Origin of the sequence: Gilliamella sp. B3817 (genome assembly GCF_026536705.1) — a bacterium.
Taxonomy (GTDB): domain Bacteria; phylum Pseudomonadota; class Gammaproteobacteria; order Enterobacterales; family Orbaceae; genus Gilliamella; species Gilliamella apicola_I.
In genome coordinates this window covers 408323-422493 of the sequence record NZ_JAFNNV010000002.1, presented here as the reverse complement: position 1 = coordinate 422493, position 14171 = coordinate 408323, and the positions used below count along the sequence as shown (strand labels likewise).

General features: G+C 37.3%; 12 protein-coding genes and 1 pseudogene. 4 read left to right on the top strand and 9 right to left on the bottom strand.

The features are described from left to right. Positions 1-146: 146 nt before the first annotated feature. Positions 147-464, top strand: a complete 318-nt coding sequence (locus J3U36_RS04600; RefSeq protein ID WP_267377941.1) for a hypothetical protein — start codon at positions 147-149, stop codon at positions 462-464. A gap of 144 nt (positions 465-608) precedes the next feature. Here J3U36_RS04600 and glmS read toward each other — a convergent pair. Continuing rightward, a pseudogene (gene glmS, locus J3U36_RS04595) lies at positions 609-2379 on the bottom strand (glutamine--fructose-6-phosphate transaminase (isomerizing)). Between the two features lie 13 nt (positions 2380-2392). Beyond that, positions 2393-3769, bottom strand: a complete 1377-nt coding sequence (gene glmU / locus J3U36_RS04585; RefSeq protein WP_267377947.1) for a bifunctional UDP-N-acetylglucosamine diphosphorylase/glucosamine-1-phosphate N-acetyltransferase GlmU — start codon at positions 3767-3769, stop codon at positions 2393-2395. A gap of 137 nt (positions 3770-3906) precedes the next feature. Here glmU and hemG point away from each other — a divergent pair, with 137 nt between their 5' ends. Both hemG and typA read left to right on the top strand, forming a co-directional pair. Beyond that, positions 3907-4449, top strand: coding sequence for a menaquinone-dependent protoporphyrinogen IX dehydrogenase (gene hemG / locus J3U36_RS04580; RefSeq protein WP_220216641.1), 543 nt, complete (start codon positions 3907-3909; stop codon positions 4447-4449). A gap of 155 nt (positions 4450-4604) precedes the next feature. Beyond that, positions 4605-6431: a translational GTPase TypA gene (gene typA / locus J3U36_RS04575; RefSeq protein ID WP_065559098.1), complete on the top strand. Its 1827-nt coding sequence runs from the start codon at positions 4605-4607 to the stop codon at positions 6429-6431. A 62-nt stretch (positions 6432-6493) separates the two neighbouring features. Here the strand turns inward: typA and J3U36_RS04570 are convergent, their stop codons facing one another. Then, positions 6494-6916 carry an RnfABCDGE type electron transport complex subunit B gene (locus J3U36_RS04570; RefSeq protein ID WP_220216642.1) on the bottom strand — a complete coding sequence of 141 codons (423 nt, stop codon included), beginning with the start codon at positions 6914-6916 and terminating at the stop codon, positions 6494-6496. Next, positions 6916-8616 carry a formate--tetrahydrofolate ligase gene (locus J3U36_RS04565; protein WP_267377950.1) on the bottom strand — a complete coding sequence of 567 codons (1701 nt, stop codon included), beginning with the start codon at positions 8614-8616 and terminating at the stop codon, positions 6916-6918. Before J3U36_RS04565 ends, J3U36_RS04570 begins: the two co-directional genes overlap by 1 nt. Before the next feature lie 152 nt (positions 8617-8768). Between J3U36_RS04565 and sohB the strand changes: the two genes are divergently transcribed. Beyond that, the gene (gene sohB / locus J3U36_RS04560) at positions 8769-9878 is read left to right on the top strand and encodes a protease SohB (protein ID WP_267377952.1); all 1110 of its coding nucleotides are present in this window, start codon (positions 8769-8771) and stop codon (positions 9876-9878) included. A 93-nt stretch (positions 9879-9971) separates the two neighbouring features. Here the strand turns inward: sohB and J3U36_RS04555 are convergent, their stop codons facing one another. The 5 genes from J3U36_RS04555 to J3U36_RS04535 are packed head-to-tail and all read right to left on the bottom strand — an operon-like array spanning position 9972 to position 14166. Then, positions 9972-11198, bottom strand: a complete 1227-nt coding sequence (locus J3U36_RS04555; RefSeq protein WP_267377954.1) for a beta-ketoacyl-ACP synthase — start codon at positions 11196-11198, stop codon at positions 9972-9974. Further along, complete coding sequence (locus J3U36_RS04550; RefSeq protein WP_267377956.1) at positions 11195-11926, bottom strand: 3-ketoacyl-ACP reductase FabG2; 732 nt, start codon at positions 11924-11926, stop codon at positions 11195-11197. Before J3U36_RS04550 ends, J3U36_RS04555 begins: the two co-directional genes overlap by 4 nt. 13 nt (positions 11927-11939) lie before the next feature. Beyond that, positions 11940-12410 (bottom strand): 3-hydroxy-fatty acyl-ACP dehydratase, encoded by a 471-nt coding sequence (locus tag J3U36_RS04545; RefSeq protein WP_267377958.1) that lies wholly within the window; start codon positions 12408-12410, stop codon positions 11940-11942. After that, on the bottom strand, positions 12410-13591 hold the full coding sequence (locus J3U36_RS04540; RefSeq protein WP_267377960.1) for a beta-ketoacyl-[acyl-carrier-protein] synthase family protein: 1182 nt from the start codon (positions 13589-13591) through the stop codon (positions 12410-12412). Before J3U36_RS04540 ends, J3U36_RS04545 begins: the two co-directional genes overlap by 1 nt. After that, on the bottom strand, positions 13588-14166 hold the full coding sequence (locus J3U36_RS04535; protein ID WP_267351650.1) for a DUF3261 domain-containing protein: 579 nt from the start codon (positions 14164-14166) through the stop codon (positions 13588-13590). The genes J3U36_RS04540 and J3U36_RS04535 overlap by 4 nt, the downstream gene beginning before the upstream one ends. Positions 14167-14171 lie beyond the last annotated feature (5 nt).

Below are 14171 nucleotides of genomic sequence, written 5' to 3'. Positions count from 1 at the left end.
TTTTAGATAACCATTTGATTCTTTTAACTTGATGTAAAGTTAATTTCTGTTATCATTACTACCTGCCTTTACAAGGCAGTTTTAATATTTATAATTTCGAAAATGAAATATTCATTTTAGGATTAGTTTTTTACATTGAGGTATACATGAAAGCATTATCTATTATTGCATTAATCTTTGCAGCATTATCTATTTTTATTCCAGTTGGTGGTTTATGGATTGCTATGGGTTGTAGCATTTTAGCTTTGATCACTTTTGTCCAATTCCCTACACTTTCAGGCGTTACATTCGGAATCAATATTATTAGTACTGCGTTTTTATCGCCTTCATTATTACTAGCAAGTGCAGCTAATAATGGCGGAAATAGCGGTGTTTATTTTTTCTATGTAGGTTTCCATGTCATTTTAATGCTAATCGCATTCATTCTATTCTTTATATTCAAAAAGAAAAAAGCTACAGCTTAAACTTAAATAATTTTTGAATTAATCCATTTTTACTTAACCCAATCAGTCTAAGGATAATATTGGGTTATTTGAACTCGTTAAAAAAGAGGCTTGTCTGATAGGTCAATTTAAAATTTAAGACTGTTAGATAATATATTTAAAAAGCTATTCAACAGTCACCGATTTTGCCAAATTACGAGGTTGATCAACGTCTGTGCCTTTGATTAAAGCTACATGGTAAGCAAGCAATTGGGTTGGTACCGTGTAGTAGATAGGTGCCGTTAACTCTTCAATATAAGGCAGGTTAAGGATATGCATTGTATCATCGCTTACAAATCCTGCATCTTGTTCGGCAAAAACATAAAGTTGACCGCCCCGAGCCCGAACTTCTTCAATATTTGATTTTAGCTTTTCTAGCATGTCGTTTGTGGGTGCCATCACTATAACGGGCATATCGGCATCAATAAGGGCTAAAGGCCCATGTTTTAGTTCACCTGCGGCATAGGCTTCTGCATGGATATACGAGATCTCCTTTAATTTTAATGATGCTTCCATGGCAATCGGGTATTGCTCGCCACGTCCTAAAAAGAGTGCATGATGTTTATTAACAAATTGTTCGGCCAGTTTTTTGATTTTCGGTTCCGCCATGAGTACTTGTTCAATACGATTGGGCAAGGTTTGGAGAGCATGGACAATTGCTTGTTCCGTACTTTGAGCCATCTGATTTAATCGACCTAATTTGGCAACAAGTAGTAGTAATACAGTCAATTGAGTGGTAAATGCTTTCGTTGAAGCTACACCAATTTCAACCCCTGCTTTGGTTAATAATACCAGTTCGGCTTCACGTACTAACGTTGAAGCAGCGACATTACATATGGCTAAGGTGCTTAAATAGTGATTTTCTTTTGCTAACCTTAATGCGGCAAGTGTATCAGCGGTTTCACCCGATTGAGATAGTGAAATAAATAAACTATTTTTACGCTTAGCAGGTTTACGATAGCGAAATTCTGAGGCTATTTCAACATCACAAGGAATCCCTGTTAATGCTTCAAACCAATAGCGAGCAACCATACCAGCATTATACGCGGTACCGCAAGCAACAATTTGGATGTGCTCAACTTGCTTAAGTATCGTGTTAGATTGTTCGCCTAATTCGGATAAATTGACTTTGCCATGCTGTATACGACCTTCCAATGTATTTTTAATTGCATTAGGTTGTTCGTATATCTCTTTTTGCATGTAATGGTTATAGCCTGTTTTACTTCCTGCATCATATTTAACATCAGAGGTGACAAATGGGCGCTTAACTTGATTGTTATTTTTATCAAATATAGAAACGGTTTTGTGTGTAATCAGTGCAATATCACCTTCTTCTAAATAGATAAACTGATTGGTCACGGGTAATAAAGCAAGTTGATCTGAGGCAATAAAATGCTCAGCGATACCACAACCAATTACTAACGGGCTACCGGAACGAGCCGCCACAAGTTGGTCAGGATTTCGTATGTCCATAATTACGGTACCATAAGCTCCTCGTAGTAATGGTATGGCTTTTTTTACCGCATTAATTAATGAACAATTATCAGTTGAAATAATATCGTGAACTAAGACGGAGTGGTTCATAGTTTTCAATAATACCATTATGAACAACGGCAATATAATCGGAAATATGGGGATGCGCATTGAGTTCTGTCGGTTCACCATGTGTAGCCCAACGTGTATGCGCAATGCCTATCGAGCCTTTTAATGGTTTGCTATCAAGTGCTTCTTTCAGTTTATTGACTTTTCCAACTCGCCTTACTCTTTGTAATTCACCTTGAGGCGATATAATGGCAAGACCAGCCGAATCATAACCCCGATACTCTAATCGTTTTAAGCCTTCTAACAGAATTTCTGCTACATCACGGTTAGCAATGGCACCGACAATTCCACACACAGTTTACTCCTCGCTATTTTGATTTTGTAGGTCGCTTCCAGCCACTAATTTGTCTTTGTTTAACACGGCTTACCACAAGTTCATTGTCCCCCACGTTGTTAGTAACCGTTGTTCCTGCTGCAATGGTTGCGCCTTTTCCAATTTTCACTGGAGCAATTAACTGTGTATCAGAGCCAACAAAGACATCGTCTTCAATAATGGTTTCAAATTTGTTTGCACCATCATAATTACAAGTGATAGTGCCTGCACCGATATTAACGTTACTCCCTATTTCACTATCTCCAAGGTAACTTAAATGACCCGCTTTACTGGCTTTGCCTAAATGGGCTTTTTTAAGTTCAACAAAGTTGCCGACATGTGCCTTTTCATCGAGTTTTGAGCCTGGACGTAATCGAGCAAAAGGCCCTATCGTACATTGTTCAGCAATGATTGAATCTTCAATTATGCTATAAGGACTAATTTCACTATTATCGCCAATGATACAGTCTTTTAAGATACATCCAGCACCGATAAAGACGTTATTCCCTAATTTGACATTGCCATTGATGATGACGTTACAATCAATGGTGACATCCATACCATGTGAAAGTGTACCTCGTAAGTCAAATCGCTCGGGATCAAGTAGAGTCACGCCAGCGGTAAGTAAACGTTTTGCTTGTCGCTGTTGATAGTGGCGCTCTAGTGTGGCCAATTGTAGACGATTATTGACTCCCTCAACTTCAAATTGTTCAATAGGGTGAGCAGTAATAATGTCATATCCATCTTGATAAGCAAAATTGATAATATCAGTAAGATAGTACTCTTTTTGTGCATTATGATTTGTTAAACGAGATAACCAGTTTTTCAATAGTTTTCCTGTTACGATCATAATACCCGTATTAATTTCATTAATTTTTTGCTGTTCTGGCGTGGCATCTTTTTGTTCAACAATGGCGGTCACTTTGCCATCTTTACGCTCAATACGTCCATAGCCAGTTGGATCATCCAGTTTAACGGTTAACAGTGCAATACCTTGTTTGGGTTTATTGTCAATTAAAGTTTGCAATGTTTGAACCGATATAAGTGGCGTATCACCATATAAAATCAAAATATCTTCTTCATCTTGAATATAAGGTATGGCTTGCTGGACTGCGTGTCCTGTTCCGAGTTGCTCAGCTTGAAAAACAAGATTTACGGATTGATTTTCCAGTGCCTTTTCAAGCTGATCTTTGCCATGTCCATAAATAATATTGATATAATGGGGATTAAGTTGTTGAACAGTATCAATAACATGTTGTAACATCGGTTTATCGCCGATTTTGTGTAAAACTTTAGGAAGGTTGGAATACATCCGTGTGCCTTTTCCTGCCGCCAAAATAATTGCACTCAGTTTTGGAGGTGAAATCGTCATATTCAGTTCCGGTCTGGTTAAATTAGCTTAATACTATAATCAAAGTTTTGCATGAAATCATCCCGAATTTGTTAATTTTTATCATAAAAAAAGTAATATTGATAATTAGTCGATATTTAAAATAAAGAGGCAATGTTATGACTACTGCTATTAAAGTCTTGTTACTTTATACAACGCACGAAAAACAAACACTCAAAATCATGGAGCGAATAAAAAATCGTTTGGGTCACAAGTGTGATTGTGACGTGATTGAGTTATTACCGGATACCAAAATCGATTTAACACCCTATCAAGCTGTGCTACTTGGAAGTTCAATTCGTTATGGTTTTTACAGTAAAATAATGAAAAAATTTATTGATGCTCATTATCAGCAATTAAATCAAATAAAGTCTGGATTTTTTGGGGTGAATATGGTGGCAAGAAAGCCCAATAAAAATACCCCTGAAACCAATTTATATACCAGAAAGTTTTTAGCTAAAATATTATGGAAACCGACCATCAAAGCTGTCTTTGCTGGGGCACTTTATTATCCACAATATAATTGGTTTGACCGTAATATGATCCGTTTTATTATGTGGCTTGGAAAAGGTGATACCGATGTAAGTAAACCCATGATTGAATATACAGATTGGTCAAAAGTAGAAGAGTTTGCTGATCAGTTTTATGCCGAAGTGTGTTAATAATCTAATTTTTTGTAATATAATTTAAAAATTCTAAATGGTTATCAATTTATTGCACTCTTTTAAAGAAACTTTATGATATAGATCAACATTTGGATCAAAAAGGTGTACAATATTGCGCCTAAAGAATCTGTCTCCTAATTGGGATTTTAATTGTGATTGAAAATTTAAGAAACATAGCCATTATTGCTCACGTTGACCATGGTAAAACAACTTTGGTTGATAAATTGTTGAAACAGTCAGGTACGCTTGATAATTTGCGTGGTGACGATAACGAGCGAATAATGGATTCAAATGCGCTTGAAAAAGAGCGTGGTATTACCATTTTAGCTAAAAACACAGCGATTGACTGGAATGGTTACCGTATAAATATTGTTGACACCCCAGGACATGCTGATTTTGGTGGTGAAGTTGAACGTGTTATGTCTATGGTGGATTCTGTGCTATTGCTGGTTGATGCAATGGACGGCCCAATGCCACAAACACGTTTTGTGACACAAAAAGCGTTTGCTCATGGTTTAAAGCCAATCGTTGTTATTAATAAAGTTGACCGTCCGGGTGCTCGTCCTGATTGGGTTGTCGATCAAGTGTTTGACTTGTTTGTCAATTTAGGTGCGACTGATGAACAATTAGATTTTCCGATTGTTTATGCTTCAGCTTTAATGGGAATCGCAGGGCTTGACCATGAAAATATGGCTGAAGATATGACGCCATTATTCGAAGCGATTGTAAAATATGTTGAGCCACCGAAAGTTGATTTAGACGGCCCATTCCAAATGCAAATTTCACAACTTGATTATAATAATTATGTTGGCGTTATAGGCATTGGTCGCATTAAACGAGGTCGTGTAAAACCAAATCAACAAGTCACTATTATTGATAGTGAAGGGAATAAACGAACGGGTAAAGTAGGGCAAGTTTTAGGTCATTTAGGCTTGCAACGTTATGAAGCAGAAGTTGCTGAAGCTGGTGATATTATTGCTTTAACCGGATTAGGTGAGTTAGGTATTTCTGATACGATTTGTGATAATAGTTGTGTTGAAGCTTTACCTGCTTTAAGTGTTGATGAACCAACTGTAACGATGTTCTTTAATGTCAACAGTTCACCTTTTGCCGGTAAAGAAGGTAAATATGTCACTTCACGTCAAATTTTGGAACGTTTAAGAAAAGAACTCGTGCATAATGTTGCGCTTCGTGTAGAAGAAACGCCAGATCCGGATGCATTTAGAGTATCTGGTCGAGGTGAATTGCATTTATCAGTATTAATCGAAAATATGCGTCGTGAAGGTTATGAATTAGGGGTATCACGCCCGAAAGTTATTTATCGTGACATTGACGGTAAAAAACAAGAACCATTTGAACAAGTGACGCTTGATATCGAAGAGCAACATCAAGGTTCAGTGATGGAAGCACTTGGTTTACGTAAAGGTGATTTAACCAATATGTTACCTGATGGTAAAGGACGTGTACGTTTAGATTATGTGATTCCAAGCCGTGGTCTTATCGGTTTTAGAACTGAATTTATGACAATGACCTCGGGTACCGGTTTACTTTATTCTACATTCAGTCATTATGATGATGTGCGTCCGGGTGAAATTGGACAACGTAATAACGGGGTAATGATTTCGAACGGTACGGGTAAAGCATTAGCGTATGCGCTTTATAGCTTGCAAGATCGTGGTAAATTATTCTTAGGTCATGGTGCTGAAGTTTATGAAGGTCAAATTATTGGTATTCATACTCGATCAAATGATTTAACGGTTAACTGTTTAACAGGTAAAAAATTAACCAATATGCGTGCGTCAGGTACTGATGAAGCGACAACGCTTTCACCACCTGTTAAGATGTCATTAGAACAAGCATTAGAGTTTATTGATGATGATGAATTAGTCGAAGTTACACCATTATCGATTCGTATTCGTAAACGTCATTTAACTGAAAATGATCGTAAACGAGCATTCAGAAGTGGCAATAAAGACTAATACATGTTTGATGTTAACCGAATGAATAATTGGTTGGCATTGAGTCTTAAATAAAAACCTCGCTACTTAGCGAGGTTTTTTTTGGCTTTTACTCTGGCAATCGCGTCAGCAATCGACTGTTTTCGATCGGTTTGGTTTACTACATTTTGAGTATTACTTGCTGGCACAGTGCGAGGAAATAATATTGTCGGTGGAACTAACTGATTGTGATTGAGCCGTTGCTGCTTTTTCTGCGTTAACTGTAACTCTTCTGCGTCACTTAGTCTCACGCCTAATGTGCTTAAAGTAATACAGTCCGTTGGGCAGGTATTAATACAATTACTACATGCGGTACATAATTGTGGCAAAATGGTATGTAAAACTTGTTTACTGCCAACAATTGCATCGGTTGGACAAACGCGAATACATTTGCCACAGCCAATACAGTTTTGTTCATCTATAAATGCTTTATATTGTTGTTTGGTTTGCATAATCACTTCTTGCATTAGCTTAAACCTATTATATTACTATCTTTGTCAATATCAATTTGCCTATAAGCTGGATTGGTACCAAGTCCTGGCATGGTCATGACGTTTCCTGCATAAACTCGGATAAAACCAGCACCAGCGGATATGGCTAAATGACTGATATCGACATTAAAGTTCGTAGGGACATTTTTTAAGTTGGCATCAGCACTAATTGACATAGGAGTTTTAGCAATACAAAGTGGCAGATGATCCAGTTTCAATGCTTCGATCTCTTTAATGTTTTCCAATGCTTTAGCGGATAAATTTGCTTTATTAGCACCATATTTTTTTACCATAGTTTGAATCTTATCAATCAATGGCATGTTATCTGGGTAGGGCAATTGAATTTTACTCGGCATAGCGCAAGCTTTGATAACATGCTCAGCCAGTTTTTCAGCACCTTTACCACCTTGTGTAAAGACTTCACTAATTTCACACGCCAATGCGCCATGTTCAACCGCGTATTTTTGTAAGAAAGCAAGTTCTTCTTCGCTATCATGTGGAAAGCGATTTATAGCTACAATGACTTGTAAACCGTAACTTTTGGCATTATTGATATGCCATGCCAAGTTAGCTGCGCCAATTTCAAGTAATTCAACATTAGATTCCGATATCTCTTTTGGAATGGGTTGACCCGGCTTAATGTTATATTTACCACTGTTAGATTTTAAACTTCGTACAGTTGCTACCAATACAACACAATCAGCTTTGATTCCTGCTTGGCGATATTTGATATTGAAGAATTTTTCCATCCCCATATCCGATCCAAATCCTGCTTCAGTCACCACATAGTCAGCAAGTTTTAATGCAATGCGATCCGCAATAACAGAAGAGTTACCATGCGCAATATTGGCAAAAGGGCCGGCATGAATTAAAACCGGTGTATTTTCGACAGTTTGCATCAGATTTGGGTTAATGGCATTTTTAAGTAGGACTGTCATTGCACCTGCAACTTCAAGTTGTTCAGCCGTTATTGGTTCACCATTAGTATTATAAGCTAAAATAATACGTCCAATGCGTTCACGCATATCTTGTAAATCCGAAGCTAAAGCTAAAATTGCCATAAGCTCCGAAGCTGCGGTAATTTCGAATCCATCTTGTCGTTCAACGCCATTTACACCACCACCGACGCCAACAGTGATTTTACGTAATGCTCGATCGTTATGATCAATGACGCGTTTCCAAACAATGCGATTAATATCAATATTTAAACGAGGTAATCCCGTTTCGTTTGTGAATTCATCACCAAGACGATCTTCGTGATAAAGTCGTGAATCTAATGCTGCCGATGCTAAATCATGCGCTGCTGTTATCGCATGGATATCACCTGTTAAATGTAAATTTAATGTCTCCATCGGTAATACTTCGGCTTGCCCACCACCGGCTGCGCCACCTTTTACGCCAAATACCGGTCCAAGACTGGGTTGACGAATGCAAGCAATCGCTTTTTTGCCTAAGTAATTCAATCCTTCACTTAGCCCAATGGTATTGACCGTTTTACCTTCTCCAAGGGGAGTTGGCGTAATAGCAGTAACAAGTACCAATTTGCCTGTTGTTTTGTTTTGATTTTCTTTGATAATGGATAAATCGATCTTGGCTACATGTTTACCATAAGGAAGGACAAATTCTTCAGGTATATTACATTGATTGGCAATTTCGGTAATTGGGCGTAAAGACATATTCGTTCTCATATAACAATAAATTGGGCTAACAGTATAAATAATTTGAATTGCCGAATAAAGCGACAATTTTTATCTTTGTTGATTTTCGGCACAATCCTCAATTATATTGTTATAATAAATAAAATATTCAATCAAAGGATAATTATTAAATGAATTGGTTTTCAGTATATTCTCTTTTCTTAGCTGAAACAGCTACTGTTGTTGTTGCAATTTTAGCCGTGCTGATCTTCATATTAAGTCAGCGTCGCAAATCGGCAACGATTGCTGGTCGCTTATCGGTAAAAGATGTCAGTCAAGAGTATGAACAAGTTAAAGATGAAATGTTAATGTCGAGCATGGACGAGCTCGAAGCTAAGCAGTTTATGAAAGATCTCAAAAAACAGAAAAAGCTTGAGAAGAAACAGGCAAAATTAGCCGCTAAGCAAAAAAAGAAACAGGAAAAAGCGGGCGAACAGCCTAAAGCTGGGCTCACCGAAGATTCGCCAGATTCACAGACCATTAACCAAACGGACGAAAAGACCAAACCCAAACTATTTGTGTTATCTTTTAATGGTAGTATGGATGCGCACGAAGTTGAAGAATTACGTCAAGAAATTACGGCGGTATTAGCGATTATTAAACCTGAAGATGAAGTCGTGATTAAACTTGAAAGTCCTGGTGGTGTTGTACATGGTTATGGATTAGCTGCGTCACAATTATTACGTTTCAGAACTCGTAATATTCCTTTTACTGCTGTCGTTGATAAAGTGGCAGCAAGTGGTGGATATATGATGGCATGTACTGCCAATAAAATTGTTGCAGCACCTTTTGCTATCGTTGGTTCGATTGGTGTGGTTGCTCAGATTCCTAACTTTAATCGCTTACTTAAAAAGCATGATGTGGATATTGAATTACAAACAGCAGGGGAGTATAAACGAACGTTAACCATGTTTGGTGAAAACACTGATGAAGGTCGCCAAAAATTCAAACAAGAACTTGAAGAAACTCATCTGTTATTTAAAGATTTTGTTAAAGAGTATCGTCCCAATATCGATATCGATCAAGTGGCAACGGGTGAACACTGGTTTGCAACACAAGCGAAAGATAAAGGCTTGGTGGATGAAATCAGTACCAGTGATGATTTTATTTTATCTCATTTAGATTCGCATAAGATTATTTCTGTCAGTTATCAACGTAGACAAAAACTTTCTGAGAAAATCTCAAAAAATGTGGTAAAAAGCGTTGAAAGATTGTTTTTCAGGCAAGGAAATGGCCTGTAATGCCCTTTTTATTCGCCTGAAACTGAGTATTAATTACTTCCCCTAGAAAATAACAACTGTAATTAAGTTATACAGTTGTTATTTTTAAAAAAACTAGATACGTTTAATAATAATTGAAGTGTTGATACCGCCAAAAGCAAAATTATTGGTTTGCATATATTCAATATCCAAATTTCGACCTGAACCGACAATATAATCCATGTCACCACAAGCAGGATCGACATTTTCAAGGTTAATAGTTGGGTTGAACCAACCACTATGCATCATTTCGACAGATAACCAAGCTTCAATTGCACCACAAGCCCCAAGTGTATGTCCAAAATAGCTTTTTAATGACGATATTGGGGTTTGGCTACCATAGATATTGGCAACAGCATTACTTTCGGCTATATCACCTCTGGCGGTAGCTGTACCGTGAGCACTAATGTAACCAATTTGTTTAGGATCTAATCTTGCTTGTTGTAAAGCTTGTTCCATACAGATTTGAATGGTTTCTTGGCGTGGTTGTGTGATATGACTAGCATCGCAATTGGTTTTAAAACTGATAATTTCACCATATATTTTAGCACCTCGGGCTTTGGCATGTTCATACTCTTCCAGTATAAGTACACCGGCTCCTTCACCAATAACCAGTCCGTCTCTATCCCGATCATAAGGTCGTGGTGATTTTTCTGGTTGATCGTTTAATTGGCTTGTTGCGAATAAAGTATCAAATACAGCAGCTTCGGAAGGGCATAACTCTTCAGCGCCTCCAGCAACCATAATAGTTTGCATCCCGTATTTAATGGCTTCATAAGCATATCCAATAGCTTGGCTTCCAGAAGTACAAGCACTCGAGGTTGTTATCAATCTACCTTTTAATCCAAAAAATAAGCCAGTGTTTACCGCTGTTGTATGTGGCATCATTTGTATATAGGTGGTCGCCGTTATGTTGTTAGTATGTTTTTCGTTTAACATAGTTGCAAATTCAGCAACCGGCTGAGTGCTTCCTGTTGAAGAACCAAAAGCGATACCTGTTTCACCATTCGTTAGGATTGGATCATCTAATAATCCTGCTTTTTCTAACGCTAGTTCTGTTGCTTTAGTAGACAGTAATGACACTCTACCCATAGAGCGAGTTTTTTTACGGGTATAATGTTCTGGCAAGGTAAAATTGTCGATAGGGGCACCCAATTTTGTGTGCAGTCCGTCATAAATTTCCCATTCAGGCATATATCTGACGGCATTATTTAATTGCTTTAAATTTGTTTGTACACTTAACCAGTCATTGCCAAATGCCGTGACACCACCCATACCTGTTATAACGACTCTTTTGGTCATATCATTCCTCCATTGATTGAAATGACTTGGCGTGTGATATATCCTGCTAAATCTGACATTAAATAGCTGGCAAGCCCCGCAACTTCTTCAACCTGTCCCATTCGTTTTAATGGAATCATTTTCATTGCTTCTTGCAGTGCAATGGGCTCCATATCTAATATGCCAGTATCAATTAATCCCGGAGCAATACAATTAACAGTGATTTTTCGTTTAGCCAGTTCAAGTGCTAATGCTTTACTTGCGCCGATTACCCCCGCTTTTGCTGCGCTATAATTAACTTGCCCTCGATTGCCTGCTATGCCAGAGACAGATGAGATAACAATAATACGCCCGCCACGGCGTAGTCCAATCATTGGCATAATACAAGGATGAAGAACATTATAAAAACTGTCGAGATCTGTATGAATAACATCTTTCCAATCATTTTCTGTTAGTGCAGGGAAGGCGCCATCTCGTATGATTCCTGCATTGTTCACAACACCATAATAGGCGCCGTTAAGTGCAATATCTTGCTCAATCGTTTGTTGACATTGCGAATGGTTACTGACATCAAATTGTATTAAACGTGCTTTACCACCCAATTTTTCAATGGTAGCTTGAGTATCAAGTGCGCCTTGCTTATCACTGTGGTAATGAACAGCGATAGTGAAACCATCTTGTGAAAGTTTGTAAGCAATCGCTTGACCAATTCCTTTACTTGCCCCAGTGACAAGTACTGTTCTTTCCATTATTGTTCTTCTCCTATCCAAATCGCTGTTGACCAAATAAATTGTCTAATTCGCATTCATCTGGTTCATAAACATTTAATTTTCCGGTTGTAACGATTTCTTGATTGATCATAATTTTGCATTCAAAATTAGCCAATTTGGCATCATTAAGTACCAAATTTGCATGAATCATTAAATGACTATTGCATGGAAAGGCGTCTAACGTACTTTTAATTGCGCGTCCGCCTAATAACATACCAAGTGTGGGTTTTTTATCACTCACCATGCCATGATAACCATTCCATACACCTATAGTTTGAGCCATTAACTCAATGGCATAAAAATTTGGTAACGTATCATCTTCATTTAAAAAAGGGGATAGTATGCCTTGTTTATTCACCTCAATACTGCAAATGCATTGCTGTGCATCAACAAAGTGAACCTTTTCAATCATGACCATTGGTTTTTCGTGTGGTAAATAATAACTTGCTAAATGATATTGCATTAAACTTTTCCAATTATAAGTGATGTATTATTGCCTCCAAATGCAAAAGAATTTGACATTATAATAGGTTTTTTTAACATCATTTCTTGAGTAACTATGTTGATTTTATCCAGATTTTCATCATATTGCGATATTGAAAAATCTTGTTTAGGTAGATAAATATTTTGTTCAAGTAATAAATAACTAATAGCTAATTCGGTGGCAGCCGCACTACCTAAAGTATGCCCGGTCAGATGTTTTGTTGAGCTACAGGGTGGTAATGTTTGATTAAATAATCGGTAGACTGCTTTACTTTCAGAGATATCATTCAATATGGTTGCTGTACCATGTAAATTAATATAACCAATTTGGCTTGGTTGTAATTTGGCATCATCCAGCGCTAATTGCATCGCTTGTTCAGCGCCAATGCCCTCGGGATGAGGTGAAGATATATGATAAGCATCCGAGGATTCGCCAGTACCTAAAACAGCAATGTCACTGGTTTCAGTTTTCGTTAATAAAAATATTGCGCCTGCTTCACCAATATTTATTCCATTACGATTTTGGGCAAAAGGCATACAAGGATTTTCTGATAGGGCTTCTAGGGCATTAAAACCATTGATAGGCATTCTACCAAGACTATCTGCACCGCCCACTATTGCAGCATCAACAATACCTGCTTCAATAAGTCGCTTACCACTGATAATTGCTCTTGCGCTCGACGTACAAGCAGTTGATATGGTATAGCTTGGGCCTTGTAATTTTAGTAAAGCCTTAAGGAACGAAGACGGATCCCCCAATTCTTGCTGATTGTAGGTAAATAAGTTTTGTTGATTATTATTGGTTAAACAATGTTTAATATAAATATCACCTTCATGAATTCCTGATGTGCTGGTTCCCATTATGATAGCAACACGTTGAGTACCGTATTTTTCGATAGTTTGATGAATTTCATGCTGAATTTGTAAATAAGCTGCATACAATAATTGATTATTGCGTGTTCCATATTGGGATAAATGTTCTGGAATATCAGGCAAGTTGTCTTTCACTTTGCCTAACCAGGTTTTTTTACCATTTAATAACCAGTGATTTTCTTCAACCAGACAGTGTCTGGCGCCAGATTTTTCTGTTAAATTTTGTTTTATCTCTGTAAGGTTATTACCTAAAGCATTAATTGCACCAAGTGCCGCTATATATATCATTTAGCTGTATCCATACTTTGTATAATAATTTGATATCCAAATATTTGATGTTCAATTCGGATCGGTTTGCGGATCTGATCAGACAGTTTTTCTTGATAAGTTATGGTCAGTATAGGTTCATTTTTATCATCTGATAAGATTCGGTTAAATTCATTATCAACCAGAATCCAACCTTTCGGTAATGAAGATTGCCACTCTTTGGTTGGTAAAATGCTAAACAAAATATCTGATAGAACTTGCTCTGGAGGAGGCAGTTCTTTAACAAAAATGTTCTGTTTAGTTTTAACATTTTTTCCGTCATATTCAAGTTCAAATAGCCGCACTCCTAATGCAGATAATGCCACAACTTTCAATTGATTTTGATTCGCATCCACTAACGTAATAATTGAATTTTCGTGATTGTGGTATTTAAATTTAAGAAGTTGTTGGTCGTGATAAGGTTGATTAAATTTGGGCGATGGCAATTTGATATTAATTTGCTTAGTTAACCAAGCTTTTGGTTGTTCAGATTGATGTGCGCATGCTGAAATGAGTGTTGTTAGTGCTAAAATCAGTAAAACTAAATATTTCTTCATCCAAA

Coding starts and splice junctions, on each gene's coding strand:
- sohB (WP_267377952.1), top strand. CDS start 8,769: ATGAATTGGTTTTCAGTATATTCTCTTTTCTTAGCTGAAACAGCTACT.
- hemG (WP_220216641.1), top strand. CDS start 3,907: ATGACTACTGCTATTAAAGTCTTGTTACTTTATACAACGCACGAAAAA.
- J3U36_RS04550 (WP_267377956.1), bottom strand. CDS start 11,926: ATGGAAAGAACAGTACTTGTCACTGGGGCAAGTAAAGGAATTGGTCAA.
- J3U36_RS04535 (WP_267351650.1), bottom strand. CDS start 14,166: ATGAAGAAATATTTAGTTTTACTGATTTTAGCACTAACAACACTCATT.
- J3U36_RS04570 (WP_220216642.1), bottom strand. CDS start 6,916: ATGCAAGAAGTGATTATGCAAACCAAACAACAATATAAAGCATTTATA.
- glmU (WP_267377947.1), bottom strand. CDS start 3,769: ATGACGATTTCACCTCCAAAACTGAGTGCAATTATTTTGGCGGCAGGA.
- J3U36_RS04555 (WP_267377954.1), bottom strand. CDS start 11,198: ATGACCAAAAGAGTCGTTATAACAGGTATGGGTGGTGTCACGGCATTT.
- J3U36_RS04565 (WP_267377950.1), bottom strand. CDS start 8,616: ATGTCTTTACGCCCAATTACCGAAATTGCCAATCAATGTAATATACCT.
- J3U36_RS04600 (WP_267377941.1), top strand. CDS start 147: ATGAAAGCATTATCTATTATTGCATTAATCTTTGCAGCATTATCTATT.
- J3U36_RS04545 (WP_267377958.1), bottom strand. CDS start 12,410: ATGCAATATCATTTAGCAAGTTATTATTTACCACACGAAAAACCAATG.
- J3U36_RS04540 (WP_267377960.1), bottom strand. CDS start 13,591: ATGATATATATAGCGGCACTTGGTGCAATTAATGCTTTAGGTAATAAC.